The 26,215-nt window shown below is 71.3% G+C and carries 25 protein-coding genes; 8 read left to right on the forward strand and 17 right to left on the reverse strand.

Features of this window, described 5'->3' with window-relative positions; all coding sequences use genetic code 11:
- Positions 1–115 precede the first annotated feature (115 nt).
- The 4 genes from P8T65_RS14190 to P8T65_RS14205 all read right to left on the reverse strand — a co-directional run bounded on the left by P8T65_RS14190 (position 116) and on the right by P8T65_RS14205 (position 4,602).
- Positions 116–1,516: a hypothetical protein gene (locus P8T65_RS14190; protein ID WP_316725766.1), complete on the reverse strand. Its 1,401-nt coding sequence runs from the start codon at positions 1,514–1,516 to the stop codon at positions 116–118.
- Complete coding sequence (locus tag P8T65_RS14195) at positions 1,506–2,129, reverse strand: DUF6114 domain-containing protein (RefSeq protein ID WP_316725767.1); 624 nt, start codon at positions 2,127–2,129, stop codon at positions 1,506–1,508. Before P8T65_RS14195 ends, P8T65_RS14190 begins: the two co-directional genes overlap by 11 nt.
- Positions 2,130–2,294: 165 nt before the next feature.
- A complete protein-coding gene (locus P8T65_RS14200; protein WP_230220458.1) occupies positions 2,295–2,930 on the reverse strand; it encodes a DUF6230 family protein in 636 nt (211 codons plus the stop codon).
- Between the two features lie 694 nt (positions 2,931–3,624).
- Positions 3,625–4,602: a tetratricopeptide repeat protein gene (locus P8T65_RS14205; RefSeq protein ID WP_316725768.1), complete on the reverse strand. Its 978-nt coding sequence runs from the start codon at positions 4,600–4,602 to the stop codon at positions 3,625–3,627.
- A 187-nt stretch (positions 4,603–4,789) separates the two neighbouring features.
- On the opposite strand from P8T65_RS14205, the gene P8T65_RS14210 reads away from it, so the two are divergent.
- Positions 4,790–5,491 carry a TetR/AcrR family transcriptional regulator gene (locus P8T65_RS14210; protein WP_316725769.1) on the forward strand — a complete coding sequence of 234 codons (702 nt, stop codon included), beginning with the start codon at positions 4,790–4,792 and terminating at the stop codon, positions 5,489–5,491.
- 7 nt (positions 5,492–5,498) lie between these two features.
- On the opposite strand, the gene P8T65_RS14215 is transcribed toward P8T65_RS14210, so the two are convergent.
- The 8 genes from P8T65_RS14215 to P8T65_RS14250 all read right to left on the reverse strand — a co-directional run bounded on the left by P8T65_RS14215 (position 5,499) and on the right by P8T65_RS14250 (position 11,446).
- On the reverse strand, positions 5,499–7,199 hold the full coding sequence (locus tag P8T65_RS14215; protein ID WP_316725770.1) for a methylmalonyl-CoA mutase family protein: 1,701 nt from the start codon (positions 7,197–7,199) through the stop codon (positions 5,499–5,501).
- 76 nt (positions 7,200–7,275) lie between these two features.
- Complete coding sequence (locus P8T65_RS14220) at positions 7,276–7,614, reverse strand: DUF3817 domain-containing protein (RefSeq protein WP_184899520.1); 339 nt, start codon at positions 7,612–7,614, stop codon at positions 7,276–7,278.
- Between the two features lie 57 nt (positions 7,615–7,671).
- Entirely contained in the window at positions 7,672–8,181 is a 510-nt protein-coding gene (locus tag P8T65_RS14225; protein WP_316725771.1) for a MarR family transcriptional regulator, read from the reverse strand.
- Between the two features lie 250 nt (positions 8,182–8,431).
- The gene (locus tag P8T65_RS14230; RefSeq protein ID WP_316725772.1) at positions 8,432–9,064 is read right to left on the reverse strand and encodes a TetR/AcrR family transcriptional regulator; all 633 of its coding nucleotides are present in this window, start codon (positions 9,062–9,064) and stop codon (positions 8,432–8,434) included.
- 47 nt (positions 9,065–9,111) lie between these two features.
- Positions 9,112–9,768 (reverse strand): DUF4166 domain-containing protein, encoded by a 657-nt coding sequence (locus P8T65_RS14235; RefSeq protein ID WP_316731582.1) that lies wholly within the window; start codon positions 9,766–9,768, stop codon positions 9,112–9,114.
- A 116-nt stretch (positions 9,769–9,884) separates the two neighbouring features.
- On the reverse strand, positions 9,885–10,631 hold the full coding sequence (locus P8T65_RS14240; protein ID WP_316725773.1) for a hypothetical protein: 747 nt from the start codon (positions 10,629–10,631) through the stop codon (positions 9,885–9,887).
- 174 nt (positions 10,632–10,805) lie between these two features.
- Entirely contained in the window at positions 10,806–11,105 is a 300-nt protein-coding gene (locus P8T65_RS14245) for an MTH1187 family thiamine-binding protein (RefSeq protein ID WP_316725774.1), read from the reverse strand.
- Positions 11,102–11,446, reverse strand: a complete 345-nt coding sequence (locus P8T65_RS14250; RefSeq protein WP_316725775.1) for a DUF3817 domain-containing protein — start codon at positions 11,444–11,446, stop codon at positions 11,102–11,104. The genes P8T65_RS14245 and P8T65_RS14250 overlap by 4 nt, the downstream gene beginning before the upstream one ends.
- Positions 11,447–11,611: 165 nt before the next feature.
- Between P8T65_RS14250 and P8T65_RS14255 the strand changes: the two genes are divergently transcribed.
- From P8T65_RS14255 to P8T65_RS14270, 4 genes are all read left to right on the forward strand, one after another.
- The gene (locus P8T65_RS14255; RefSeq protein ID WP_316731583.1) at positions 11,612–12,244 is read left to right on the forward strand and encodes an AIM24 family protein; all 633 of its coding nucleotides are present in this window, start codon (positions 11,612–11,614) and stop codon (positions 12,242–12,244) included.
- 1 nt (position 12,245) lies between these two features.
- Positions 12,246–12,896: an AIM24 family protein gene (locus P8T65_RS14260; protein ID WP_316725776.1), complete on the forward strand. Its 651-nt coding sequence runs from the start codon at positions 12,246–12,248 to the stop codon at positions 12,894–12,896.
- A gap of 2 nt (positions 12,897–12,898) precedes the next feature.
- Complete coding sequence (locus P8T65_RS14265; protein WP_316731584.1) at positions 12,899–13,696, forward strand: AIM24 family protein; 798 nt, start codon at positions 12,899–12,901, stop codon at positions 13,694–13,696.
- A 137-nt stretch (positions 13,697–13,833) separates the two neighbouring features.
- Positions 13,834–14,310 (forward strand): MarR family winged helix-turn-helix transcriptional regulator, encoded by a 477-nt coding sequence (locus P8T65_RS14270; RefSeq protein ID WP_184899511.1) that lies wholly within the window; start codon positions 13,834–13,836, stop codon positions 14,308–14,310.
- Positions 14,311–14,403: 93 nt separating this feature from the next.
- Here the strand turns inward: P8T65_RS14270 and P8T65_RS14275 are convergent, their stop codons facing one another.
- Both P8T65_RS14275 and P8T65_RS14280 read right to left on the reverse strand, forming a co-directional pair.
- Entirely contained in the window at positions 14,404–15,840 is a 1,437-nt protein-coding gene (locus P8T65_RS14275; RefSeq protein WP_316725777.1) for a HAMP domain-containing sensor histidine kinase, read from the reverse strand.
- Positions 15,837–16,505, reverse strand: coding sequence for a response regulator transcription factor (locus P8T65_RS14280; RefSeq protein WP_184899507.1), 669 nt, complete (start codon positions 16,503–16,505; stop codon positions 15,837–15,839). The genes P8T65_RS14275 and P8T65_RS14280 overlap by 4 nt, the downstream gene beginning before the upstream one ends.
- Positions 16,506–16,695: 190 nt before the next feature.
- On the opposite strand from P8T65_RS14280, the gene P8T65_RS14285 reads away from it, so the two are divergent.
- A complete protein-coding gene (locus tag P8T65_RS14285) occupies positions 16,696–17,415 on the forward strand; it encodes a PepSY domain-containing protein (protein ID WP_316725778.1) in 720 nt (239 codons plus the stop codon).
- A gap of 271 nt (positions 17,416–17,686) precedes the next feature.
- Here P8T65_RS14285 and P8T65_RS14290 read toward each other — a convergent pair whose 3' ends face one another.
- The 3 genes from P8T65_RS14290 to P8T65_RS14300 form a co-directional block, all read right to left on the reverse strand.
- Positions 17,687–18,940: an MFS transporter gene (locus P8T65_RS14290; protein ID WP_316725779.1), complete on the reverse strand. Its 1,254-nt coding sequence runs from the start codon at positions 18,938–18,940 to the stop codon at positions 17,687–17,689.
- Positions 18,941–19,208: 268 nt separating this feature from the next.
- On the reverse strand, positions 19,209–20,165 hold the full coding sequence (gene meaB / locus P8T65_RS14295) for a methylmalonyl Co-A mutase-associated GTPase MeaB (protein WP_316725780.1): 957 nt from the start codon (positions 20,163–20,165) through the stop codon (positions 19,209–19,211).
- Between the two features lie 44 nt (positions 20,166–20,209).
- On the reverse strand, positions 20,210–21,412 hold the full coding sequence (locus tag P8T65_RS14300; protein ID WP_184899500.1) for an acetyl-CoA C-acetyltransferase: 1,203 nt from the start codon (positions 21,410–21,412) through the stop codon (positions 20,210–20,212).
- Positions 21,413–21,564: 152 nt separating this feature from the next.
- Between P8T65_RS14300 and mce the strand changes: the two genes are divergently transcribed.
- Entirely contained in the window at positions 21,565–22,005 is a 441-nt protein-coding gene (gene mce, locus P8T65_RS14305; protein WP_184899498.1) for a methylmalonyl-CoA epimerase, read from the forward strand.
- A 276-nt stretch (positions 22,006–22,281) separates the two neighbouring features.
- Positions 22,282–26,133: a polarized growth protein Scy gene (gene scy, locus P8T65_RS14310; protein ID WP_316725781.1), complete on the forward strand. Its 3,852-nt coding sequence runs from the start codon at positions 22,282–22,284 to the stop codon at positions 26,131–26,133.
- Positions 26,134–26,215: the final 82 nt, after the last annotated feature.

Consider the following 26,215-nt stretch of genomic DNA (forward strand, 5'->3'; position numbering starts at 1 on the left):
TCGTACGACAGCGCTGAGGGCGCCTCCTGGGAACAGGGGGCGCCCTCAGTGCTGTGCGGCTCCCGGAACGGGTCCTGTGGGGGCCCGGTCTCCCGGGCCCGGGGTGACCGGCTGCTCAGTCGGTCATGAACTGGTGCATGCCGGGAACGGTGAGCGTTCCGCCGAACTGGCCCGCCTGGACGACCTTCACCTTGGTGAAGTAGATCAGCGGGATGTTCAGCGGCGGCGGGTGCTTCGGGTCGAAGGTAACCGGGATCAGACCGAGCAGGTTGCCGGAGATCTTCTCGGTGTACATGACCGTCTTGCCCTGGCGGATCGTGGACGTGGTGCCCTTGCCGGCCTGGACGTGGTAGGTCACGCCGGCCTGCTTGTCCTCGACCGTCTGGTGCAGGTCGCCGATGTCGGTGCCGTCGGATATGACGTACTTCAGCACCTCCTTGACCGAGCCGTCGGCGGTCTTCACCTTGACGACGCCCTGGTAGTCGGCGCCCTTCAGCAGCAGCGAGCTGGCGTCCAGGTACCAGGGGTCGTTCGGCAGCGGCGGTATGCCCTTCTCGACGCCGCTCTCGTCGTCCGTGGCGACGGGGCAGCCCTCCGTGTCCGTGCTCTCGCTGGGCGAGGGGCTCGGCGTGGCGGTGGCGTCGTCGGTGGCGTCGTCGGCCGTCTTCTCCGTGTCCTCGGCGTCGCCGGTGACGCCCTTCGCGGCGTCCTCGACCTTGTCGGAGGCGTTGTCGGCGGTGTCCTTGGCGTCCTTGCCGGCGTCCGAGCCCGAGTCGTCCTTCTCGTCCTCGTCGGAGCCGGAGGCGTCGTCCGAGGGGGAGGGTGAGGGGGACGGGCTGGTGGACGTGGACGGAGCGGGGGTCTCCGTCTCCTTGTCGTCCGGCGTGAACAGGTCCTCGATGGCCGTGCCGATGTCCTCCAGCACGTTGCCGCCGCTGCCGGTCTCGGAGGTGTCGGCCGAGGGGGCCTCGCCGGAACCGGCCGTGTCGGTCGCGGACTTGTCGCTGTCGTCCGTCGACGACTCGTCCGAGGCGGAGCCGTCGTTGTCGTCGGAACCTGAATCCGACGACGAGGAGTCGTCCGTGGTCGTGTCGTCGGTGGCCGAGTCGCCGGAGGAGTTGCCGTGGTCGGCGGTGTCGTCGCCCGCGGACGTGTCCTCGTCCTTGCCCTCGTCCGTGGAGTCGGCGCTCTCCGAGGCCTCGGCGGACGGGGTGGGGGTCGGCGAGGCGGAGGCGTCGGCGCCCTTCTCGGCGGCCTCCAGTGCCTCCACGCAGTCCTTGTACTCGTCCGCCGTCAGGCTGAGCTTCGCCGGGTCGTCGGCGCGGGCGAGCGTCAGCGTGGGCGTGAAGCCCATGCCCATGAGGACCGCCGTCGGCATCGCCGCCAGGGCTATCGCCTTGCCCGCGGGCACGTTCAGCCTGGTGAGAAGGGGCTTCTTGGGCGCCGCGTGCCGCGGTCCGGATCTCGCACGGGACTCTCCCACCGAAGTCCCGTGGGTCACCTCGTCAGCCGGCACTGTGCCTCCCGTTCGTCCCGTTCGTGGGGGTGGTACCTGTCAGGTCGTCGCCCTCGCCGTTCGACGCCCCGCTCACCGAACCCGCTTCCGCGGGCTCCGGGGCGTCGCCCTTGTGCAGGGGGACCGCACCTTGCTGTGCCGTGTTCTCGGGGGCCGTGTCCTGCGGCACCGGCGTCCGCGACGGGGTCTTGTAGGTGGACGGCACCGCCGCCTCCTCGTGACCGGGCGCCCAGGCGATGGCCAGCGCACCGCCGATCAGGGAGAGCAGGAAGCCGACACCGAAGCCGCCGAGGTTGGAGACCGGGATGGACACGAGCGCCAGGAGGATCGCCGCCGTACCGGCGAAGGTGCGTACGTGCCGCTGGAACCAGAGGCTGACCCCGAGCACCACCAGCAGCACGCCGATGATGAGGGATCCCGCACCGCCCGTCGTCGACATGGCGAGCGTCAGGTGGCCGATCTGGAGGTTCGCGTACGGCAGGTACATGATCGGGAAACCGCCGAGCAGGACCAACAGGCCCGCCCAGAAGGGACGTGAGCCCCTCCAGTCGCTAAAGCGCCGCCGAAAGGCGCGGAGATAGTCTTCGTTCTGCCCCGTGGACTCGGCGCTCATGGACAACAGCTCCCTGGAACGGTGTTGCTGTGAGAAGTTCACGTACGTCACGTACGAGGACGGCGTACGGAATTCAGGTACGGAGATCGCGTGCGCGGTGGAGCGCACGGCGAGAGGGACGGGCGGGCGAGGAAGCGCAGGCCCCCTCACCCGCCCAGGGAGTGCCTAGTAGCACTCCACGACGCCCTTGTGGAGCGACATCTTCAGGTTGCTCAGCTTGAAGGTTCCGGCGGTGGTCGCCCACGCCGTCTGCTTCACGCCGGTCAGCGAGGCCGAGTCGGCCTGCTGCGCGAACCCGTAGGGGTTGGCCTGCTCCGAGCCACCCTTCATGCCCGGACCCTTGTTGGCGTCCTTGGCCGCCACACCGATGTCGATGCCCTTGAAGACGGCGTCCGCCTCAAGGTCCTCGACGTCGATGTAGAGGTTCTCGGCCTCGACCTTCTTGCCACCGGTACCGGCGGTCAGCTTGAGGCTGACGCTGCCGAGCAGCGGGACACCCGGGGTGACGACCGACTGGCACATGTTGGTGATCGTCGCGGACTTGAACGCCGAAACGGCGACGGGGTGAACCGTCTTCTCGCCCTTGAGGGTGTAGCCCTCGTCGAGCGCTCCGTACTGCGAGAAGCCCGTGCCGTCGAGCTGACCGGCCGTCACCTTGAACGACTGGCCCGACACACTGAACGACGCGGCGAGAGCACCCTGCGCGAGGGCGACACCTATCGCTGCCGTGGCGGCGACGCTGGGCACCATGACCACAGCGAACCGCTTCCATCTGGTCCCGCCACGCACCTGGGACTCCATATTTCCTCCTTCTCGGACGTACATCTCCTGACACCGGCTCGCCCCTTGGCGGCGGCTCGGCCGGACAGGGATGGGAGAAGTGCTACGTCCTCGGGAAGGAGAGCGCCCGCGCTCGGTGGCGCGAAAAGCGCCCGAATCACCGGCGATCACCCCCGAGCGACAACCACTGGTCGCGCCTGACACGCATCACGCACAACCTGCTGGACAGGCTCCGCGGTTGGCGGAGACCCCCCTGCCCAAGAGCCGGCGCCACTGTCGCCCGCTCTACTCGGTGGGGACCCAGAAAACCCGTTGACCCGACTGGCTGGCGGGGCACGGGACAGGACCGAGCGTCGCCGATCGTGGTGCATTCTCGCCGCCCCCGCAAGGGGGGTCGTTACTGGCTAGTAACGGACGGATAACCGAACAACGACCCATCGGCACCGGCCAGCGCCCCTGGGTGGCACCGAGTGAGGCGACACATGGGCGGACAGTCGGACAGAGTCCGACAGAACGACGGGTTTCTCTTACTGCCAGTAACAGCGGCCGCGATTACCAAGATTTGGTAAAGCGCGGCCGCGGTATCGCTGTGTCGCCAAATCTCTCACTCGCGCACCACCCGTCCCGGCACCCCGGGAACGGGGTTGTTCACGAGCCCCCCGGGGCCTCGGCCCGTCACAGCCAACGCTCAGCCGAGGCAGGGGTCACGGACAGGTCAGAACAGGGCCCGCGCCAGCGACCGACGCGCCGCGGCCACCCGCGGGTCGTCACCGCCGACCACCTCGAAGAGCTCCAACAGCCGCAGCCGTACGGCCTCCCGGTCGTCACCGGCCGTGCGCCGCACCGTGTCGATGAGTCGCCCGAACGCGTCCTCCACATGTCCGCCGACGAGGTCGAGGTCCGCCGCCGCGATCTGCGCCTGCGCGTCACCGGGGTTCTCGGCGGCCGCCTTGCGCACGTCCTGCGGATCGGCACCTTGCACGCGCTGCAGCAACTCGGCCTGCGCGAGGCCGAGTTTGGCCTCGGTGTTGCCCGGGTCGTCGCTCAGTACGTTCTTGTACGCCTGCACCGCGCCGCCGAAGTCGCCCGCATCCAGGGCTCGTACGGCGGCTTCGAGCAGGTGGTCGTAAGGGCCGGCCGGGATCTCCGGGGCCGCCTCCACGGGGGCGCCGGACTCGGCGTCCGGGTCCACCACCAGGCCGGTGAGCCCGAAGCGCTGCTCGGCGACCTGGACGAGCTGGTCGAGGGTCGCGCGGATCTGCTGCTCGGGGGCGGCTCCCTGGAAGAGCGGGAGCGCCTGACCGGCGACGACGGCGAACACGGCCGGGATCCCCTGGATCCCGAACTGCTGCATCAACATCTGGTTGGCGTCGACATCGATCTTCGCGAGGACGAACTTGCCGTTGTACTCGACGGCGAGGCGCTCCAGCACCGGGCTGAGCTGCTTGCAGGGCTGGCACCACTCGGCCCAGAAGTCGATGACGACGGGGACTTCGGTGGACCGCTGCAGGACCTCGCTCTCGAACCCGGCCTCGTCGACGTCGATGACCAGGTCGGCCGGGGAGACCGCCCCTCCTCCGCCCTGCCGGGCCGCTTCGGCGCGCGCCTGCTCCGCCTTCGCCTTGGCCTCCTGGGCCGCCTTCACCGCGGCGAGGTCGACGACTCCGCTCATGGACATGTTCCGTGGCTGCATGAGTACATCCTCCCCCTTCCGAGCACGCAGGTGAAAAGCATCCTGGGCCAGGAGCCCACCAGGCTTTCGCTACGAGTCGTAGCGTAACGGTCCCGGAGCCTCTCCTGTATCCCTCAGTACCCACTCCGCGGTGATCTGCCTCACGACGACGGGCAGGACTTGGACAACGGCCGGATATGGTCGGCAGATGCAGAGCAGCACCCCCGCCCCCCGCGCCACGGGCGGCCGTCCGCGCAGCGCCACCGCGGACACCGCGATCCTGGCCGCGACCCGTGCGGCGCTGGTCGAGCTGGGCTGGTCGGGGCTGACCCTGGGCGGCGTGGCCGGCCGGGCAGGTGTCGCGAAGACGACGCTCTACCGCCGCTGGACCGGCAAGAACGAACTCGTCGTGGACGCCGTGGCGGAACTCTTCGACGAACTGCGCCTCCCCGACCGGGGTAGCCTCGCGGCCGACATCGAGGGCGTGGTGCTTCAGTTCGCGGCGATCCTGGCCCGCCCGGAGGCCAAGAGCGGCCTCATGGCCGTCGTCGCCGAATCGACCCACGACGACGCCCTGCGCGAACGCATCCGCGCGTCCATCGTCGACCGCCAGAAACGCCTCGTCCTGGAGGGCCGCGCCCGCGCCCAGCTCCGCGGCGAACTCCCCCCGGAGTCCGACCCCGCCACCGCCGCCCGCACCGTCGACCTCATCTTCGACGTCGTCGCGGGTGCGGTGGTCCACCGCACCCTGGTCAGCGCGGAACCGGCGGACGAGGAGTGGGCCCGGAGCTTCACGGCCCTGCTGCTGCGAGGGCTGGACGGAGCGGGCGAAGCCCCTCCGTCCAGGGGCGCGGGGAACCGCGCGACCAGCCCCCACACGCCCGCACCCGACGACGCGCCCCCGAGCTGACGCCCCCCTAGAACCCCGCCGGCTCCGTATACACCCCCCACTCCTCCCGCAGCACCCCGCAGATCTCACCCAACGTCGCCTCGGCCCGCACCGCGTCCAGCATCGGCCCGATCATGTTGGCCCCACCCCGCGCCGCCGCGAGCATCGCGTCGAGCGCGGACCGCACCGCCGCGTCGTCCCGCGCCCCCTTGCGCGCCGCGAGCACCCGCACCTGCTCCCGCTCCACCTCGTGACTGACCCGCAGGATCTCCAGGTCCCCGGTCACGGAGCCGTGGTGGACGTTGACCCCGACGACCCGCTTCTCCCCCTTCTCCAGCGCCTGTTGGTACCGGAAGGCGGACTCGGCGATCTCCCCGGTGAACCACCCGTCCTCGATCCCCCGCAGGATCCCGGACGTGATCGGCCCGATCGGGTGCACCCCGTCCGGATGCGCCCGCAGCCCCCGCTCCTTGATCCGGTCGAAGATCTTCTCGGCGTCGGCCTCGATACGGTCCGTCAGCTGCTCGACGTACCACGAACCACCCAGCGGATCCGCCACGTTGGCGACCCCGGTCTCCTCCATCAGCACCTGCTGCGTCCGCAGGGCGATCTCCGCAGCCTGCTCGGACGGCAGCGCCAGCGTCTCGTCCAGGGCGTTGGTGTGCAGCGAGTTGGTCCCGCCGAGCACCGCCGACAGCGCCTCCACCGCCGTACGGACCACGTTGTTGTACGGCTGCTGCGCGGTCAGCGAGACCCCGGCGGTCTGGGTGTGGAACCGCAGCCACTGGGCCTTCTCGGTCCGCGCCCCGTACACGTCCCGCATCCACCGCGCCCAGATCCGGCGCGCCGCGCGGAACTTGGCGATCTCCTCGAAGAAGTCGACGTGCGCGTCGAAGAAGAAGGACAGCCCGGGCGCGAACACGTCGACGTCCAGCCCCCGGCTGAGCCCCAGCTCCACGTAGCCGAAGCCGTCGGCGAGCGTGTACGCCAGCTCCTGCGCCGCCGTGGCCCCGGCCTCGCGGATGTGGTAGCCGGAGACGGAGAGCGGCTTGTACGCGGGGATCTCGGCCGCGCAGTGCTCCATGAGGTCGCCGATGAGGCGCAGATGCGGCTCGGGCTGGAAGAGCCACTCCTTCTGCGCGATGTACTCCTTGAAGATGTCGGTCTGCAGGGTGCCGTTGAGCACGCCCGGGTCGACGCCCTGCCGCTCGGCGGCCACGAGGTACATGCAGAAGACGGGGACGGCGGGCCCGCTGATCGTCATGGAGGTGGTGACGTCGCCCAGCGGGATGTCCCGGAACAGCACCTCCATGTCGGCGGCGGAGTCGATGGCGACCCCGCAGTGCCCCACCTCACCGAGCGAGCGCGGCTCGTCGGAGTCCCGCCCCATGAGCGTCGGCATGTCGAACGCGACGGACAGTCCTCCACCGCCGTTGGCGAGGATCTTCTTGTACCGCTCGTTCGTCTGCTCGGCGTTCCCGAACCCCGCGAACTGGCGGATCGTCCAGGTCCGCCCCCGGTAGCCGGTCGGATACAGCCCGCGGGTGAAGGGGTACTCCCCCGGCCAGCCGATCCGCTCGAAGCCCTCGTACACGTCCCCCGGCCGGGGCCCGTACACGGGCTCCACCGGGTCCCCGGAGAGCGTCGTGAAGTCGGCCTCCCGCTTCCGCGCGGAGTCGTAGCGTTCCTGCCAGCGGCGGCGGCCCTCTTCGATGGCGTCAGCGTCCATACCACCAATTTACTAGGACGTCCTAGTAAATGTCGACGACAGACCGCCGTGCGCGTCCGCACGGCGGTGAAATCGTCTACGCCTTGGCGGTCGCGAGCGAGCTGTCCTCGATCTTCGCTTCCAGCTCGCGGCTGACCTTGCGCTCCACGAAGAAGGCGGCCGTCGGGATCGTGCCCGCCAGCAGCACCCAGATCTGCTTCTTGACCGGCCACTTCGCCTTGGAGCCGAGATCGAAGGCGAAGACCAGGTACAGGACGTACAGCCAGCCGTGCGCGAGGCTGACCACGTACGTGAAGTCCGCGGCGCCGTCCAGTTCCAGCACGTACTTGCCGATCATGCCCAGGGTCAGCAGAACCAGCAGCACACCGGTGACGTAGGCCAGGACGCGGTAGCGGGTCAGCACGCTCTTTTTCATACGCACGAGCGTAGCCACAGGTCCGGCACGATCTTCGAGCACCCCTCGGTCGCCCGCTCAGCTCTCCTCGAAGTCCCCCGCCGCCACACGCAGCGGCCTGAGCATCGCGAAGATCTCCGCGCACTCCTCGGCGTCGTAGGCGCCGAGGCCGAAGTCCATGGACATCAGGTCACGGGTGGCCGCGTCGCAGACCTCGCGGCCCTTGTCGGTGATGGAGGCGAGGGTGCCCCGGCCGTCGTTGGGGTTCGGGCGCTTGTCGACGAGGCCGGACTTCACCAGGCGGTCGACGGTGTTCGTCACGGACGTGGGGTGCACCATGAGCCGCTCGCCGATCTTGGACATCGGCAGCTCGCCCTTCTGCGAGAAGGTGAGCAGCACGAGGGCCTCGTAGCGCGCGAACGTCAGCCCGTACGGCTTGACCACCGCGTCGACCTCCGCCAGCAGGATCTGGTGGGCACGCATGATCGATGTGATCGCGGCCATGGACGGGACGCTTCCCCAGCGCTGCTTCCAGTGCTCGTCGGCGCGCGAGATGGGATCGAAGGAGAGGCTGAGCGGCTTCGGCACGGCACCGACCTTACCGGCCGGTCACATCCCGGTCAGCCCCGTCTCGCCTTTCGGTCGCCCTGTATGGGGCGCGGGGAACTTCTTTTAAGGGGCGCGGGGAACTGCGCGAACGGGGTTCGGGGCGGAGCCCCGAATCTTTGACGGGGGGCCGAAGGGGGCGCGCAGCCCCTGGAGGATGGGACGGGGTAGGGGCGGCGGGGGCGAGAAATCCCGGCGCTCCCAGCGGCCCACAGCCCCCACCACGCACGCCTCACCGCCCCGCGATCCGCCGCAACTGATGCCGAACCGCCCGCTGCGCCACAGGCCCAAGCCCATCCAGCGCGGCGGCAAGCCCGGCCAGCTGCTCCAGCGCCCCCAACGCCTCCCCCGCCCCCTCCGGATCAACCCCCTCGTACAACTCCAGCCCCACAAAGGACGAAGCCACGGCCCGAGCCAACCCCCGCGCATCGGCGAACTCCCCGAGCGGCGACCCCGCGAGCACCCGCCGCAGCACCCCCTCCACCTCCGCGATCCACAGGTCCAGCCCCGCCGCGGTCGCCGGCGCCAGCCGAGGATGCGTCTGCGCCCCCGCCAGCAGCTGACCGAGCACCGCCACGTGCCCCGCCGCCCGCTCCTCCACATGCATCTCCCGCCCGAAGGCCAGCAGTTCGGAGAGCGAGCCGATCGCCGCCATCCGCTCCCGGTGCCGGGCGACCCGCTGCTCCGCCCCGTACCGGCAGGCCTCCGCCAGGAGTTCGTCCACGGACCCGAAGTGGTAGAAGACGAGCGCCTGGTTCACCCCGGCGGTCGCCGCGATCGAACGGGCGGACGTCTTGGCGATCCCCTGCTCGACGAGCGTCCGCAGCGCGCCCTCCAACAGCTTCGTCCGCGTCGCCGCGCTCACGCCCGCACCCCTCTCATATCGTCGCCCCGCTCATACCCGCGCCCTGCTCATGCCCGCGCCTCCTCACGGACCGGCCGCAACCCGGCCCGCACCCCGCACACCCGCACGTCCTGGTAGCTCGCGGCGAACGAGCCCTCATAGCCGAAGAGCGGCCCGAAGTGCCGGTTCACCACCCGCACCTGGATCCGAAAGCGCCCCGTCCGCTCGTCGAACCGCTCCCGCACCTCGGCGTCGCCGCCGATGAGACCGGGGACCCGGACGTCGACCGGCCCCTCCCGGAAGCGGTGCTCGCCGGAGCGGATCAGCAGCGATCCGTCGGGCTCCGCCGCGAAGTGCAGGTCGCTGGCGAGGTGCTGATGGGTGCCGAGGTAGTCGAGAACGCGGTCGCCCTTGGGGCTGAGCACCATCTGGGCGTCGAACCGACGCGGCCGGCCCGGCAGGTCGAAGGTACGCACGAAGGTCACCGTCTCACGGCCGAACCCGTCGGTGTACGGCACGTTCTCGATGGTGAAGGGCACGTCGCGCCCCTCGCGCGGGACGAGGATGTTCCGGGTGCCCCCGAGCGCGAGGAACGGCTTCACCAGGCCCCGCCCGTGCCAGACGCGGTCCATCACCCCCCGGCCCGTGCACGCCTGCCCGCTCGCCAGTCCGACCGAGAAGCGGCGGCGCAGCTCGGGGTGGAGCCGGTCGAAGTCCGCCCCCATGACCGTACGGAAGATCGAGGCCGGGGAACCCGGGGAGAGGGGCGAGCCCGACGAAGTCGAGGGAGCCGAAGTCGATGCGATCGGGGCGGTCCCCGGTGTCGTGGCATCCATGCCGGTCATCCCTTCAGGGTCGCGAGCAGACGCGGCTCACGCGCGCGTGCCGGTGCCTTCCGCACACAGCGCCGGGCGGACGGGGTGCCGGGCAGCGGCGGTACGAGCAGGGCGGCCAGCACCGCCGACACGGCCAGGACCGGTGTCGCGAACAGCGCGAGCGGCGCCAGGACGCCCGCCGGCTCCCCCAGCGCCCCGTACGCGAGCCCGGCGCAGGCGGCCACGACGATCAGCCCGCGCACGACCGCCTCGGCCAGCCAGCGCCGCAGGGCGCGTTCGGGGGTGATGTCCCGCTCCAGCCAGAGGCGGAGGCGGTCGAAGGACCAGGCGGTGGCCCAGCCCATGAGCGGGCGGAACAGCACGCGGTCGGCGAGGGCGCCCGGGCGGCCCCAGCGGGGGCGGTAGTCGTAGCCGGTGAGGAAGCGGACGCCCGCGCCGTCCGGGACGTAGCGCCAGTAGCCGCTGCCCTCGGCGATCAGGGAGAGCGGGTGCGGCGAGGCGAACCGCAACGCCGAGGTCCGGGTGCCGTCCGGGCGCTCCTTCTCCCCGGCCGAGACACCGGTCCCGGCGACCGTCAGGCCGGGGAGCACGCGGGTGGCGTACCGGAAGCGCTGCGGCTCGCCCTCGCCGCGCGGGAGGTAGTCGATCTCCGTGAAGCGCAGGTCCCACCGCTGGTGGAGGGCCGGCTCCTGGGTACGGGCCCACACCTCCTCCAGGTCCGCCCGTACTCGCGCCTCGATGTAGAGCCCCATCCCCGTTCCCCCAGGTCAGTGCCGTCGCTGAGCCATTTTTGAGCGACTGCTCAATCTGCTGGACAGGACCGTACTCCGATTTGAGCGATCGCTCAAACAGCACGGCACGAGAAAACCCCGGTCCGAAAGGACCGGGGTCGGGTTCTCAGAACGGAGACCGCGTGCGGGACGCCGCTACGACGGCTCGGACAGGTGGCGTTCCACCGTCTCCACCTTGGAGGTGAGACCGTCCGTCACACCGGGGCGGATGTCGGCCTTGAGGACGAGGGAGACCCGGGGCGCGCGCGCTTCGACGGCGGCGACCGCTCGGCGCACGACGTCCATCACCTCCTGCCAGTCACCTTCTATCGAGGTGAACATGGCGTCCGTCCGGTTCGGCAGCCCCGATTCACGGACGACCCGTACGGCATCGGCGACGTACTCCCCCACGTCCTCGCCGACCCCGAGGGGGGTCACGGAGAAGGCGACGATCACGCGTTCACAACCCCTTCCTTGCGGGCACGGCCGGCGATCACCGCGTCCTCGGCCTCACGGCGCAGCTTGCGCTCGGCGAAGAAGCCGCCGGCGGGCAGGACGGCGAGGGCGAAGTAGAGCACGGCGGTCTTCAGCGACCACTTCGTGCGGTTCCAGGCGTCGGCCCAGAAGATCAAGTACAGGATGAAGAGGATGGCGTGGACCCAGCCCATCACAGGCACCGCGTTGAACTCCGTGGTCCGCTTCAGCACCGAGCAGACGAGAAGCAGCAGGAAGGAGACGGCCTCGGGGGCGGAGACGAGGCGCAGGCGGCGGAGAGCGGAGGCGGTCTTTATGTCCACGGGTCACCTTCGGTCTTTGTGAACGGAAGCACAAGCTCGGCCCATTCTGACATCCGCCGCCTCCGGGAGGCCCCCTAGGGTGCCCCTGGGGTCCCTTCAGGGGCGAGATCCACCTCTGGGCCCTGTCCTGTCCGGCCATCGGCCGGTTAACGTCACCCCGTGGCAATGTTCCGACTTCAAGGCAGCAAGGTGCTGGCCGTCGACATGACCGGGGACGCCGTCAAGGCGAAGAACGGCTCGATGGTCGCGTACGACGGTCAGATGTCGTTCAAGAAGCTGAGCGGCGGCGGTGAGGGCCTGCGCGGGATGGTGACGCGGCGCCTCACGGGTGAACAGATGACGTTGATGGAGGTGACCGGGCAAGGGACCTGCTGGTTCGCGGACCGGGCCTCCGAGATCAACCTCGTGAATCTTCAGGGGGACAAGCTGTACGTGGAGTCGAGCAATCTGCTCGCGACGGACTCCGGGCTGCGTACGGGCACGAGCTTCACGGGGCTGCGCGGCGCCTCGCAGGGCAACGGCCTGTTCACCACGACCGTCGAGGGCCACGGCCAGGCGGCGATCATGTCCGACGGCCCGGCGGTGGTGCTCCGGGTGAGCCACCAGTACCCGCTGACGGTCGACCCGGGGGCGTACATCGCGCACCAGGGCAGCCTCCAGCAGTCCTTCCAGTCCGGTGTGACGTTCCGCACGTTCATGGGCGAGGGCGGCGGCGAGGCGTTCCAGATCCGCTTCGAGGGCGACGGACTCGTCTATGTCCAGCCCAGCGAGCGCAACACGGTGGCGGGGGACGTCTGACATGGCCTTCCGTGAGATCAACTCGAAGATGATCGAGGCGACCGTGCTGCCGGGCCAGCGGCTGTTCAGCCAGCGCGGCGCGATGCTCGCCTACAAGGGCGAAGTGTCGTTCACCCCCAACATGCAGGGCAGCCAGGGCGGTATCGCGTCGATGATCGGCCGCCGGGTGGCGGGCGAGGCGACCCCGCTGATGACCGTCGAGGGCAGCGGCACGGTCCTGTTCGGGCACGGCGGTCACCACATCCAGGTGATCAACCTGACCGGGGAGACCCTCTACGTCGAGGCCGACCGCCTGCTGGCCTTCGACGGCACCCTCCAGCAGGGCACGATGTTCATGGGCTCGCAGGGCGGCGTCATGGGCATGGTCCGGGGTCAGGTGACGGGCCAGGGCCTTTTCACCACGACCCTCAAGGGCCACGGCGCCGTAGCCGTCATGGCGCACGGCGGGGTGATCGAGGTCCCGATCACCCCCCAGCGCCCGGTCCATGTCGACCCGCAGGCGTACGTGGCGCACCACGGCGACGTACGCAACAAGCTGTCCACCGCGCTCGGCTGGCGCGACATGGTGGGCCGGGGCTCAGGCGAGGCGTTCCAGCTGGAGCTGAGCGGCAGTGGTGCGGTGTACGTCCAGGCCTCGGAGGAGAAGCTGTGAGCATGTACGGGGCCCCGGTCGCCGGACCGACCGTCCACGACCCGATGACGCTGCCGTCCGACGACAACGTCAACAACTACACCTTCTGCGTGGAGCTCAAGGGGAGCCAGTGGTTCCTGCAGAAGGGCAAGATGATCGCCTACTACGGCCAGATGGAGTTCAACGGCATCGGGCACGGCCGTCTCGGCGGTCTCGTCCGTACGTCGTTCCATTCGCCTCTGCACGCGAGCGACTGGGTCGTGGCCGAGGGATCCGGCAAGATGCTCCTCGCCGACCGGGCCTTCGACGTCAATTCGTATGACTTGGAGGAGGGCAACCTCACCATTCGCTCGGGCAACCTCCTCGCTTTTCAGCCAAGTCTTGCGCTGAAGCAGTCCATCGTCCCGGGCTTTCTGACCCTCATCGGCACGGGCAAGTTCGTGGCGGCCTCCAACGGCCCGGTGGTGTTCATGGAACCCCCCATCCGGGTCGACCCGCAGGCCCTGGTCGGGTGGGCCGACTGCCCCTCGCCGTGCCACCACTACGACCACAGCTACATGGCCGGTGTCATGGGCGGTCTACGTGCGATGACGGGCATCGGCGGGGCGTCCGGCGAGGAGCACCAGTTCGAGTTCGTCGGGGCGGGCACGGTGCTGCTCCAGTCGTCCGAGACGCTCATGGCCGAGCAGGCCACGGGCATGGTCCCGCACGAGCCGGGCGTACCCGGTGGCGGTGGGGTACCCGGGCATCCCGGACAGCCGGCGGGGGCACCGCGCCTTCCCGGACAGCTGGGGGACCTCCAGCGTCGCTTCGGGCTGTGAGCGGTAGTCTGCGGAGTGTGACATCGAACGTGTGCGCGTTGCCATGCTCCACACCCGTAAGACCCGACCTGTCCGTACGAGTGGCACCGACGAACCCTCACTAGTTCGCCTTTCAACATTTTAGGTAGACTTCATTCATGGAGACCGAAACGGCCACGCGCTGGCTGACCGATGCGGAGCAGTGCGCCTGGCGCACCCATCTGGACGTCAACAGGCTGCTGACGCACCAGCTCGAAAGGGACCTGCAGCCGTTCGGCCTGACAATGAACGACTACGAGATCCTGGTGAACCTCTCCGAGTCGGAGGGGCGGCGGATGCGGATGAGCGACCTCGCCGCCGCCACGCTCCAGTCCAAGAGCCGCCTCTCGCACCAGATCACCCGGATGGAGAACGCCGACCTGGTGCGCCGGGAGAACTGCGAGTCCGACCGCCGCGGGCTGTTCGCCGTGCTCACCGAGCACGGCATGGAGACGATGCAGCGGGTGGCGCCGCATCATGTCGCCTCCGTGCGGCGGCACTTCATCGACCTGCTGTCGGAGGAGGCGATGGCGGAGCTGCACAAGTCGCTGGTCCCGATCGCGGAGCATCTCCGAAGCCACCGCGGTAAGCCGTAGCGCTCCGCTCGGGGTGAGGTCGAGCGCCGGGGGACTGCGGGTCGGTGTCGGCTGCGGGTTCGTCGTGGCCGGTCGCGCAGTTCCCCGCGCCCCTTAAGGGCTCGGGGGTCGCATCGGCAGCCTCAGTTCGAAGAGGGCTCCGCCGCCCGGGGCGTCGCCGATCGTCAGGGTGCCTCCATGGCGTACGGCGATGTCCCGGGCGATGGCGAGTCCCAGGCCCGCGCCGCCGTCGTCCCTCGCCCGGGACTCGTCCAGGCGGACGAAACGTTCGAAGATGCGCTCACGGTCGGCCGGCGGGACGCCCGTGCCGTCGTCCGCCACCTGGAGGACCGCCCAGTCGGACGTGGTCCGCAGCGTGACGGCGACCCGGTCGCGGGCGTGGCGGTCCGCGTTGTCCAGGAGGTTGCCGAGGACGCGGCAGATCTGGTTGCGCGAGCCGCGCAGCTCCACCGAGTCCACGCCGTCCAGGGTCACGCCCTCCCGGGAGGCCACCTCCTCCCGTACAACCCGCGCCAGGTCGAACCGGGCGTCCGGCGGCGGCCGCTCCCCCGCGTCCAGGCGGGCGAGCAGCAGCAGGTCGGCGGCGAGGCTCTGCAGCCGCACGGTGTCCTCGACCGCCCCGTCCAGGTCCAGCAACTCCGGGTGCGCGGCGCCCACTTCCAGCTGGGTGCGCAGCGAGGCGATGGGGCTGCGCAGTTCGTGCGAGGCGTCCGCGACGAACGCGCGCTGCCGCTCCACCGAGGCCTCCAGCGCGGCCAGCGTCTCGTTCGTGGTCCGTGCGAGGCGGGCGACCTCGTCGTGCGTGTCCGGCTCGGGGACGCGCCGGGAGAGGTCCTCGGAGGCCGTGATCGCCGCCATCTCCGTACGGATGCCCTCGACGGGTCGCAGTGCCCGCCCGGTGACGACGTACGTCACCCCGCCGACGGTCAGCAGCAGCAGCGGAAGCCCGATGAGCATCGTGGTCAGCGCGGTGCCGACGGCGTCCTTCTCGGTGGAGAGCGGGGCACCCGCGTAGACGGTGAGCGGCACACCCGCCGGCGTCACCACCTCGACCCCGGCGAACCGGTAGTCCGCCGTGGCCCCTTCGACGGTCGCGGTCCCCTCGCCGTACCAGGTCTCGTCGGCGACATCGCCCGCCTTCAGGGTGCCCTCGTCCTCGGCGTCCCGGTCGCCCTCCGCGCGGTCGTCGGCGTCGTCGTTGGTCTCGGAGTTCAGCCGGTCCGAGTCGATGGCGGTCACGTCCATGCCCTCGACGTCCTCGCCGACCGCGACGGGCTTCTCGTCGACGTCCAACACCTCGACCGGGTTCTCGTCGCCGTCCGGCAGCCTCAGCTCCGCGTAGGCGAACCCGTTCGCCAGTGCCGAGGCGGCGTTGCGGGCCACGGAGTCGGCCTCCGCGTCCGCCTTGTCGGTGAGGGTGAACCGCAGCGACAGCAGGACGGCGGCACCCGCGGCGACCAGGGCCACGGCGACGACGACGGTCGCGGCGAGGGTGGCACGGGCCCGTACCGAGCCCAGGCGGCGCTTCACGAGCGGCCCTCCAGTCTGTATCCGGCCCCGCGTACGGTCTTGATGAGCGTGGAGCCGAGCTTGCGGCGCAGCGCGCTGATGTAGACCTCGACGATGTTCGGATCGCCGTCGTAGGCGAAGTCCCAGACGTGCTCCAGGATGTCGGCCTTCGAGACGACCTCACCGGCTCTCAGCACGAGCTGTTCCAGGACGGAGAACTCCTTGGTGGTGAGGGTGATCTCGTCCTCGGCGAGGAACACACGCCGGGCGGCGGTGTCGACCTTCAGCGTGCCGACCGCGTGCACGGGCGAGGCACCGCCCGAGGGGCCGCGCCGCCGCAGCAGCGCCTTCACCCGGGCGACGAGGACGACGTACGAGAACGGCTTGGTCAGATAGTCGTCGGCGCCCGTGTCCAGGCCCTCGGCCTCGTCGTACTCGCCGTCCTTGGCGGTGAGCATCAGGATCGGCACGTCGTGGCCGGCGGCGCGCAGGGCGGCACAGACGCGGTAGCCGTTCATGCCGGGCAGCATGATGTCGAGGATCACGAGGTCGTACGACCCCTCGCTCGCCCGGTGCAGTCCGTCGATCCCGTCGTGGACGACATCCACGGCGTACCCCTCGGCCGTCAGGCCCTTGGCCAGCGACACCGCGAGCCGCTTCTCATCTTCCACGATCAACAGGCGCATGCGTTCAGCTTGGCAAACCCAACCTGAAGCGGTCTTCAGGGGGCTTCAGGTCCGCTTCAGCGTCGGTCGTCCAGATTGGTTCCCGTCGAAAGCAGACGAGGCACGCAAGCCGGATCAGCCTGACAAACCCTCTGCAACCGGCGACATCATCCGTTACTGGTTGCAGCCAGTCGCATCCTGGAGGAACCCCATGAAGCGCAACATCGTCATCGCCACCGTCACGGCCGTCGCCCTGATCGGCGGCGGCACCGCGACCGCCATCGCGGTCGCGGGTGACGACAAGGCGCCCGCGAAGAAGACCGTGTCGGTCTCGAACGACGACAACGACCGCGACGACCTGAACGACGACTCCGACGGCACGGCCCAGGACAAGGCGGACGACAAGGCGGGGGACAAGGCCGAGGACCGGGCGGCCCGCGACACGGACCAGGACGCGGACGACAAGGCCGAGAACGCGGCCGAGGCGAAGGCCGGTCAGGTCACGGCCGCCGAGGCGATCAGGACGGCGCTGAAGCACAAGGACGGTACGGCGGTCTCCGCCGACCTCGACGACGAGGGCACGAACCTGGTCTGGGACGTCGACGTGCTGACCGGCGGCGGCAAGTGGTTCAGCGTCCAGGTCGACCCCGGCACCGGCAAGGTCCTCGGCTCGCACGCCGACCACGACGACGACGGTGACGACGCCGCCGAGACCCAGCAGATCCGGACCGCGCTGAAGGGCGCCTCCGTGACCGCCGCCGAGGCCGCCGAGGCCGCCGCCGGCAAGGGCACGGTGACCTCCGTGGACCTCGACGAGGAGAGCGCGGACCAGGCCTGGGAGGTCGACACCACCGCCGCCGACGGCACCGGCAGCGACTGGCGGGTGAACCTCGACTCCGGCAAGCTCACCGCCGACCGCACGGAGGACTGATCCCTCGGGTCCGACGAAACCACCGGGAGGAACGTCCCGGCCGACCCCCTCGACCGGACGTCACCCCCAGGAGGACCGGCGCTCCTTCCCCCACACCTCGGGAGCCCGCCCCTCCTCCACGCCGGGAAGCCCGCCGCCTCCTCCCCCCGGAGGCACGCGGCCTTCCTCACCCCCAGGTAGGGGCACCCGACACCGGGTGCCCCTACTGCCGTTCACGCGGCCGGGGACGCCTCGCCCGCACACGCTGCCGGGGATGGCCCCCGACGGCCCGTCAGGAAAGCGCCGCGACCGAGTCCTCCGCTCTCGCCTCCGGCCCGGTCGCGCGGTCCCGTCGGCTCCCCACTCCCACGGCGGTCGCCGCGAGAAGGGCCGTGGCGCCCGCCAGGGCGAAGCCGAGGGCGGGAGAGAGGCGGTCCACCAGCAGCCCGGAGGCCGCGGCCCCCGTCGCGATACCCGCGTTGACGGCCGTGTTGACCCAGGCGCCGGACCGGGTGCGGGCGGTGGGCGGGGCGGAGGCGTCGGCGACGAGGTACGCGGTGGTGAGGGCCGGGGCGACGAAGAGGCCCGCGCAGACGACGGCGCCGGTGAGGACGGCGAGGTTCGGGGCGAGCCCCGCACCCGCGAGGGCGAGCCCCAGCCCCGCCGTCAGCAGCGCGAGCCGTACGCGGGCACCGGAGCGCCACTCGACCGCGCCGTACAGCAGCCCGCCCACCGCGCTCCCGGCGGACAGCGCGGCGAAGATCCAGGCCACCACGCCGTCCCCATGGCCCCGCTGCTCGGCGAAGGCCAGCACGAGCAGGTCGAGCGCCCCGAGCGCCAGCCCGGCACCGCCGGCCGCGACGACGGGCGGCACGATGCCGGTGACGACCGACCGGCGTCGGCCCGTCGGCTTCTCGGACACCGCGCCCCGCCCCGGAAGGCGCGCCACGGCCGGGGAGACGACGAACCCGAAGGTCCCGACCGCCACCAGCACGGCCCCCATGGCCACGGCGACAGCCGGAGGGGCGAACTGCACGACCGTGCCCACCACCAACGGCCCGGACACGAACAGCAGTTCCTCCGCGACCCCGTCGAGGCTGTACGCGCGCGGCAACAGCCCCCGCTCCGCGGCGAGTTCGCTCCACACCGTGCGCATCGTCGGCCCGAGCGGCGGCGTACAGGCGCCCGCCGCCGCCGCGACCGCGCCGAGTACCGGGGCCGGGGCGCCCGGCCGCCAGGTCGCCACGGCCAGCAGGACGAGCAGCGCGGCGTACAGCGAGGCCATCGGTGGCAGTGCCCGGCGGGGGCCGTACCGGTCGACGAGTGCCGCCCTCGCGGGCGACAGGAGGACGCTGGTGGCCCCGAAGAGGGCCATGACGGTGCCGGCGACGGCGTACGACCCCGTCGCGCGGGTCACGGCGAGCAGCACGGCGAGCGGCACCATGCCGTAGGAGAGCCGGCCGACGAGTGCGGCGGCGAAGGTGCGGCGGGCGTACGGGATGCGGAGCACCGCGGCGTACGAGGGCCGCGGGGAGGTCGCGGACATGCGGAGGGTTCCTCACGGGAGGCGTGTCGAGGGGCACCGGAGCCCCGCGGGGCGACGTGATGTCGCGTGCGGGGCGGGGGCCGCCTCTACGCCATGTGAGGGAACATACGGCCAAGTTAGCAGGCGCGCGGGGGTATTCAGGGGCGCGGGGAACTGCGCGAACGGGGTCCGGGGCGGAGCCCCGAATCTTTGACGCGGGGGCGAAGGGGCGCGTGGGCCCCCGGAGGATGGGAAGGGTAGGGGCGGCGGGGGCGAGAAAACCCCGGCGTCAGCCCTCCGTCAGCCCCGCCACCAACTCATCCGCCGCCCGATAGGGATCCAACTCCCCCGCCACGATCCGCTCGGCCAAGGAAGACAGCCGCCGATCCCCGTGCAGGTCCCCGATCCGCTCCCGCAGGGCGGTCACCGCGATGGTCTCCACCTCACGCGCCGCACGAGCCCGGCGCCGCCCCGCGAGAACCCCCCGCTCCTCCATCCACGCCCGGTGCTTCTCCAGCGCCTCGACGACCTCGTCGACCCCTTCCGCCCGCGCCGCCACCGTCTTGACGATCGGCGGCCGCCAGTCCCCGGGCCCACGGCTCTCACCGAGCCCCAGCATGTGGTTCAGCTCGCGGGCGGTCGCGTCCGCGCCGTCCCGGTCGGCCTTGTTGACGACGTAGACGTCGCCGATCTCCAGGATCCCCGCCTTGGCCGCCTGGATGCCGTCCCCCATGCCGGGAGCGAGGAGCACCACGGACGTGTCCGCCTGGGAGGCGATCTCCACCTCGGACTGGCCGACCCCGACCGTCTCGACGAGGATCACGTCGCAGCCCGCCGCGTCCAGGACCCGGATCGCCTGCGGGGCCGCCCAGGCGAGGCCGCCCAGGTGACCACGGGTCGCCATCGAACGGATGTACACGCCGGGGTCGGAGGCGTGGTCCGACATCCGGACGCGGTCGCCGAGCAGCGCGCCGCCCGAGAAGGGCGACGACGGGTCGACGGCGAGCACGCCGACCCGCTTGCCGGCCCTGCGGTACGCGGTCACCAGCGCCGACGTGGACGTGGACTTGCCCACGCCGGGCGAGCCGGTGAGGCCCACGACGTACGCGCCGCCCGTGAGCGGCGCCAGTGCCGCCATGACCTCACGCAGTTGCGGGGACGCCCCCTCCACCAGGGAGATCAGCCGGGCGACGGCCCGGGGCCGCCCTTCCCTGGCCTGTGCCACCAGCGTGGGGACGTCCTGCATCACGGCTCCGATCCGAGTAGCCCGTACACCTGGAACGACGGGCCTCAGGCCTTGGGTACCCGCACGATCAGTGCGTCACCCTGACCGCCGCCACCGCACAGCGCCGCCGCGCCGACCCCGCCGCCGCGCCGCTTCAGCTCCAGGGCGAGGTGCAGGACGAGCCGGGCGCCGGACATGCCGATGGGGTGCCCGAGGGCGATCGCGCCACCGTTGACGTTCACCTTTTCCGGGGACACGCCGAGGTCCTTCATTGACTGCACGGCGACGGCGGCGAAGGCCTCGTTGATCTCGATGAGGTCCAGGTCCGCGACTTCCAGCCCGTCCTTCTTCAGGGCGTGCTGAATCGCGTTCGACGGCTGGGACTGGAGCGAGTTGTCCGGACCGGCCACGTTCCCGTGGGCGCCGATCTCGGCGAGCCACGTGAGGCCGAGTTCCTCCGCCTTGGCCTTGCTCATCACGACCACGGCGGCGGCGCCGTCGGAGATCTGCGAGGCGGAGCCGGCCGTGATCGTGCCGTCCTTGGCGAAGGCCGGACGCAGCTTGCCCAGGGACTCGGCGGTCGTCTCGCCCCGGATGCCCTCGTCCTGGCTGAAGACGACCGGCTCGCCCTTGCGCTGCGGGATCTCCACCGGCGTGATCTCGGCGTCGAAGAGGCCGTTCTTCTGCGCGGCGGCGGCCCGCTGGTGGGACTGGGCGGCCACCGAGTCCTGCTCGTCACGGCCGATGCCGAGACGGGTGTTGTGCTTCTCCGTCGACTCGCCCATGGCGATGTTCTCGAAGGCGTCCGTGAGCCCGTCGTGCGCCATCGCGTCGAGCATCTGGATCGCCCCGTACTTGTAGCCCTCACGGGACTTCGGGAGCAGGTGGGGGGCGTTGGTCATGGACTCCTGGCCGCCGGCCACCACGATGTCGAACTCGCCGGCACGGATCAGCTGGTCGGCGAGCGCGATGGCGTCGAGGCCCGACAGACACACCTTGTTGATGGTGAGCGCGGGCACGTTCATGGGGATGCCGGCCTTGACCGCGGCCTGGCGCGCCGGGATCTGCCCCGCCCCGGCCTGGAGCACCTGGCCCATGATCACGTACTGCACCTGGTCGCCGCCGATCCCCGCACGGTCCAGGGCGGCCTTGATCGCGAAGCCGCCGAGGTCGGCTCCGGAGAAGGACTTCAGCGAACCGAGCAACCGTCCCATGGGCGTACGGGCGCCCGCGACGATCACCGAGGTCGTGCCGTTCGTTCCAGTCATGAGGTGCGATCCCCTTCCAGCTTGCACAGCCGAGGAGTGAGTGAACGAGGGTTTACTTCGAATGTACTGAGTGGCACTCCGTGCCGTCACCGGGCCGTCGGTGTGATCGCGCGCACGTTGCGTAACCGTCGTATGAGCGCTGCACTGACACCATGCTGACGCGAATCGACCACATCGGGATCGCCTGCTTCGACCTCGACGCCACCGTCGAGTTCTACCGGGCCACGTACGGCTTCGAGGTGTACCACTCCGAGGTCAACGAGGAGCAGGGCGTGCGCGAGGCCATGCTCAAGATCAACAGCACGGACGACGGCGGTGCCTCCTACCTGCAGCTTCTGGAGCCGACCCGCGAGGATTCCACCGTCGCGAAGTGGCTGGCCAAGAACGGCGAGGGGGTCCACCACATCGCCTTCGGTACGGCGGATGTCGACGGTGAGGCAGCCGCGATCAAGGACAAGGGCGTACGCGTCCTGTACGAGGAGCCGCGAATCGGTTCCATGGGGTCACGGATCACGTTCCTGCACCCCAAGGATTGTCATGGCGTACTGACAGAACTGGTCACTTCGGCGCCAGTTGAGTCACCTGAGCACTGACCCCCGTACATATGGGCCGGTAGGGTTGGGGTCGGCCGTCGCCTTCGAGGGGGACGGCCCGGGTCCTGCCGCCTTCCGAGGAGCGGGATCCAAGGGCAGCGCGGAGATCCATCAGTGCCTGTCCTAGGGCCGGGGTCCAGGTTTCGGGGGACGAGGGTGAGGGCGGCAGCCCGTGCTCCGCCGTTGATCTGACACCATTCCCCGGGGGCCCCGTTCGGCGGTTGGACGGAGCTCGTTTGCCAGAGGTTGCGACCAGGGGACGGATGGGACCGCGCAGTGCGGGGCTACGAACGCCAGGAGCGAGAGCCGGCGGCTGACGTCGACCACCTCTCTCGGTTCGAGGCCGAGATGGAGCGGCTGAAGACCGAGCGGGAAAAGGCGATCCAGCACGCCGAGGACCTCGGCTACCAGGTCGAGGTGCTGCGCGCCAAGCTGCACGAGGCGCGCCGCACCCTCATGTCCCGGCCCGCCTACGACAGCGGCGGCGACCTCGGGTACCAGGCCGAGCAGATGCTCCGCCAGGCCCAGATGCAGGCCGACCAGCTGCGCGCGGACGCCGAGCGCGAGCTGAGCCAGGCCCGGGCGCAGACGCAGCGCATCCTCCAGGAGCACGCCGAGCAGGCCGCGCGGCTCCAGGCGGAGCTGCACCAGGAGGCGGTCACCCGTCGCCAGCAGCTCGACCAGGAGCTCTCCGAGCGCCGGCAGACGGTCGAGTCGCACGTCAACGAGAACGTGGCGTGGGCCGAGCAGCTGCGCGCCCGCAGCGAGTCCCAGGCCCGCCGGCTCGTCGACGAGTCGCGCGCGGAGGCCGAGCAGGCGCTGGCCGCCGCCCGTGCCGAGGCCGAGCGGCTCGCCGCCGAGGCCCGCCAGCGGCTGCAGAGCGACTCGGAGGCCGCCCGCAGCGAGGCCGACCAGATCCTGCGCCGGGCCCGCGCCGAGGCCGAGCGGCTGCTGAACGCGGCGTCCACGCAGGCCCAGGAGGCCACCGAGCACGCGGAGCAGCTGCGCACCTCCACCGCCACCGAGTCGGACTCCGCGCGCCGCCAGGCCGCCGAGCTGAGCCGGACCGCCGAGCAGCGCATGGCGGAGGCGGAGGCGGCCCTGCGCGAGGCGCGCGCCGAGGCCGAGAAGCTGGTCACGGAGGCCAAGGAGAACGCGGCCAAGGCCGTCGCCGGCGCCGAGTCGACCAACGAGCAGCGCACCCGTACGGCCAAGGAACAGGTCGCCCGGCTGGTCGAGGAGGCCACCAAGGAGGCCGAGGTCACCAAGGCGTCCGCCGAAGAGGTCGTCGCGGACGCCAGGGCCGAGGCGGAGAAGCTGCTCGCCGAGGCCGCCGAGAAGGCCCGCTCGATCACCGCGGAGGAGTCCGCCTCCGCTCTCGCCAAGACCGCCAAGACCGCCGAGGACGTGCTGAACAAGGCGTCCGAGGAGGCCCGCAACACCACCAAGGCCGCCATAGAGGAGGCCGAGCGCATCCGCGCCGAGGCCGAGGCCGAGGCGGACCGGCTGCGCGCCGAGGCCCACGACATCGCCGAACAGCTCAAGGGCACGGCGAAGGACGACACCGAGGAGTACCGCGCCAAGACGGTCGAGCTGCAGGAGGAGGCGCGCCGGCTGCGCGGCGAGGCCGAGCAGCTGCGCTCCGACGCGGTCGCCGAGGGCGAGCGGATCCGCTCCGAGGCCCGGCGGGAGGCCGTCCAGCAGATCGAGGAGGCGGCCAAGACCGCCGAGGAGCTGCTCGCCAAGGCCCGCACGGACGCCGACGAGCTGCGGCAGACGGCCACCGCGGACAGCGAGAAGGTCCGCACCGAGGCCATCGAACGCGCTTCGACGCTGCGCCGTCAGGCCGAGGAGACGCTGGAGCGGACCCGCAAGGAGGCCGAGCGGCACCGCGCCGAGGCCGAGGAGCAGTCCGAGGAGCTGAAGGCCGAGGCCGAGCGGGCCGCCCGTGAGCTGCGCGAGGAGACCGAGCGCGGCGTCGAGGCCCGCAAGGCGGAGGCGGCCGAGGAGCTGACCCGGCTGCAGAGCGAGGCCGAGGCACGGCTGGCCTCCGCCGAGGAGGCGCTCGCCGACGCCCGCGCCGAGGCCGAGCGGATCCGCCGCGAGGCCGGCGAGGAGAGCGACCGGCTGCGGTCCGAGGCCGCCGAGCGCATCCGTACGCTCCAGGCGCAGGCCGAGGCCGAGGCCGAGCGGCTGCGCGACGAGGCCGCGGCCGACGCGTCGGCGTCCCGCGCCGAGGGCGAGGCCGTCGCCGTACGGCTGCGCTCGGAGGCGGCGGCCGAGGCCGAGCGGCTGAAGTCCGAGGCGCAGGACACCGCCGACCGGGTGCGGGCGGAGGCGCAGGCCGCGGCCGAGCGGCTCGCCACGGAGGCCTCGGAGACGCTGGCCGCCGCGCAGGAGGAGGCCGCCCGGCGCCGCCGCGAGGCCGAGGAGCTCCTCGGCGCGGCCCGGCAGGAGGCCGACCAGGAGCGGCTGCGGGCCCGCGAGCAGAGCGAGGAGCTGCTGGCCTCGGCGCGCAAGCGCGTCGAGGAGGCCCAGACCGAGGCCGTACGGCTGGTCGAGGAGGCCGAGCGGCGGGCCGGCGAGATGGTGTCGGCGGCCGAGCAGCACGCGCAGCAGGTGCGGGACTCCGTCGCCGGGCTGCACGAGCAGGCCCAGGAGGAGATCGCCGGGCTGCGCAACACGGCCGAGCACGTGGCGGACCGGATGCGCCGCGAGGCCGAGGAGGAGTCGGACCGGGTTCGCGCCGACGCCTACGCGGAGCGGGAGCGGGCCACCGAGGACGCCAACCGGGTGCGCCGCGAGGCCCGGGAGGAGTCGGAGGCGGCCAAGTCGCTCGCCGAGCGCACGGTGGCGGAGGCCATCGCCGAGGCGGAGCGGGTGCGCAGCGACGCGTCCGAGCACGCCCAGCGGGTCCGTACGGAGGCCTCGGACACCGTCGCGCGGGCCGACCAGGACGCCTCGCGCACCCGTGCGGAGGCCCGCGACGACGCCAACCGCATCCGTTCGGACGCGGCGACCCAGGCCGACACCCTGATCACCGAGGTGACGGCCGAGGCGGAGCGGCTCACCCGGGAGACCAACGAGGAGGCCGAGCGGGTCCGGGCCGAGTCCGTCGCCAAGGCCGACCGGCTGGTCGGCGAGGCCACCGACGAGGCCGAGCGGCTGCGGGCCGAGGCCGCCGAGACGGTGGGCTCCGCGCAAGCGCACGCCGAGCGGGTCCGGGCCGACGCCGAGCGCGCGCGGGCCGAGGCGGAGGCGGAGGCCGACCGGCTCATGGCGCACGCCCGCGAGGAGGCCGACAACACCCTTGACCAGGCCCGCAAGGACGCCAACAAGCGGCGTTCCGAGGCCGCCGAGCAGGTCGACAAGCTCATCTCGGAGACGGCGGCCGAGGCCGACAAGCTGCTCACCGAGGCGCAGACGCAGGCCCTGCAGACCACCGCGGACGCCGAGGGGCAGGCCGACTCCATGGTCGGCGCGGCCCGCAAGGAGGCCGAGCGGCTGGTCGCCGAGGCGACCGTCGAGGGCAACTCCAGGGTGGAGAAGGCCCGCACCGACGCCGACGAGCTGCTGGTCGGGGCGCGCCGGGACGCGACCGCCATAAGGGAGCGGGCCGAGGAGCTGCGCGACCGCATCACGGCCGAGATCGAGGCGCTGCACACGCGGGCCCGTCGTGAGGCCGCCGAGACGATGAAATCCACCGGTGATCGCTGCGACGCGCTCATCAAGGCCGCCGAGGAGCAGTTGGAGAAGGCGACGGCCAAGGCCAAGGAGATCGTTTCCGAGGCGAACTCCGAGGCGGGCAAGGTGCGTATCGCCGCGGTGAAGAAGGCCGAGGGCCTGCTGAAGGAGGCCGAGCAGAAGAAGTCCACGCTCGTCCGCGAGGCCGAGGAGCTGAAGGCCGAGGCGATCCGCGAGGCCCGCCGGACGGTCGAGGAGGGCAAGCGCGAGCTGGAGGTGCTGGTCCGTCGCCGCGAGGACATCAATGCCGAGATCTCCCGTGTCCAGGACGTCCTGGTGGCGTTGGAGTCTTTTGAGGCCCCGTCGAGCGGCAAGGACGGTGGAGTCAAGACGGGTGCCGCGGCGGGTGCGACTCGTTCGGGTGGCAAGTCGTCAGACGGCTAGCGGTGCCGGGGCGTTGCGGGTATCTTCCCGCCCCGCCCTGGCGCTACGGACATCAATTTGTGCTCGTTCTGTGCTTGCCATC

The sequence above is a fragment of the Streptomyces sp. 11x1 genome (assembly GCF_032598905.1).
Classification (GTDB): Bacteria; Actinomycetota; Actinomycetes; order Streptomycetales; family Streptomycetaceae; genus Streptomyces.

Excerpts from the sequence above, each read along its gene's own strand:
- P8T65_RS14205 (WP_316725768.1), bottom strand. The coding sequence starts at position 4,602 with ATGCAGCCACGGAACATGTCCATGAGCGGAGTCGTCGACCTCGCCGCG.
- P8T65_RS14255 (WP_316731583.1), top strand. The coding sequence starts at position 11,612 with ATGTTCCGACTTCAAGGCAGCAAGGTGCTGGCCGTCGACATGACCGGG.
- meaB (WP_316725780.1), bottom strand. The coding sequence starts at position 20,165 with ATGCAGGACGTCCCCACGCTGGTGGCACAGGCCAGGGAAGGGCGGCCC.
- P8T65_RS14220 (WP_184899520.1), bottom strand. The coding sequence starts at position 7,614 with ATGAAAAAGAGCGTGCTGACCCGCTACCGCGTCCTGGCCTACGTCACC.
- P8T65_RS14215 (WP_316725770.1), bottom strand. The coding sequence starts at position 7,199 with ATGGACGCTGACGCCATCGAAGAGGGCCGCCGCCGCTGGCAGGAACGC.
- P8T65_RS14265 (WP_316731584.1), top strand. The coding sequence starts at position 12,899 with ATGTACGGGGCCCCGGTCGCCGGACCGACCGTCCACGACCCGATGACG.
- P8T65_RS14195 (WP_316725767.1), bottom strand. The coding sequence starts at position 2,129 with ATGAGCGCCGAGTCCACGGGGCAGAACGAAGACTATCTCCGCGCCTTT.
- P8T65_RS14210 (WP_316725769.1), top strand. The coding sequence starts at position 4,790 with ATGCAGAGCAGCACCCCCGCCCCCCGCGCCACGGGCGGCCGTCCGCGC.
- P8T65_RS14260 (WP_316725776.1), top strand. The coding sequence starts at position 12,246 with ATGGCCTTCCGTGAGATCAACTCGAAGATGATCGAGGCGACCGTGCTG.
- mce (WP_184899498.1), top strand. The coding sequence starts at position 21,565 with ATGCTGACGCGAATCGACCACATCGGGATCGCCTGCTTCGACCTCGAC.
- P8T65_RS14300 (WP_184899500.1), bottom strand. The coding sequence starts at position 21,412 with ATGACTGGAACGAACGGCACGACCTCGGTGATCGTCGCGGGCGCCCGT.
- P8T65_RS14280 (WP_184899507.1), bottom strand. The coding sequence starts at position 16,505 with ATGCGCCTGTTGATCGTGGAAGATGAGAAGCGGCTCGCGGTGTCGCTG.
- P8T65_RS14290 (WP_316725779.1), bottom strand. The coding sequence starts at position 18,940 with ATGTCCGCGACCTCCCCGCGGCCCTCGTACGCCGCGGTGCTCCGCATC.
- P8T65_RS14285 (WP_316725778.1), top strand. The coding sequence starts at position 16,696 with ATGAAGCGCAACATCGTCATCGCCACCGTCACGGCCGTCGCCCTGATC.
- P8T65_RS14240 (WP_316725773.1), bottom strand. The coding sequence starts at position 10,631 with ATGGGGCTCTACATCGAGGCGCGAGTACGGGCGGACCTGGAGGAGGTG.
- P8T65_RS14270 (WP_184899511.1), top strand. The coding sequence starts at position 13,834 with ATGGAGACCGAAACGGCCACGCGCTGGCTGACCGATGCGGAGCAGTGC.
- P8T65_RS14235 (WP_316731582.1), bottom strand. The coding sequence starts at position 9,768 with ATGGGGGCGGACTTCGACCGGCTCCACCCCGAGCTGCGCCGCCGCTTC.
- P8T65_RS14200 (WP_230220458.1), bottom strand. The coding sequence starts at position 2,930 with ATGGAGTCCCAGGTGCGTGGCGGGACCAGATGGAAGCGGTTCGCTGTG.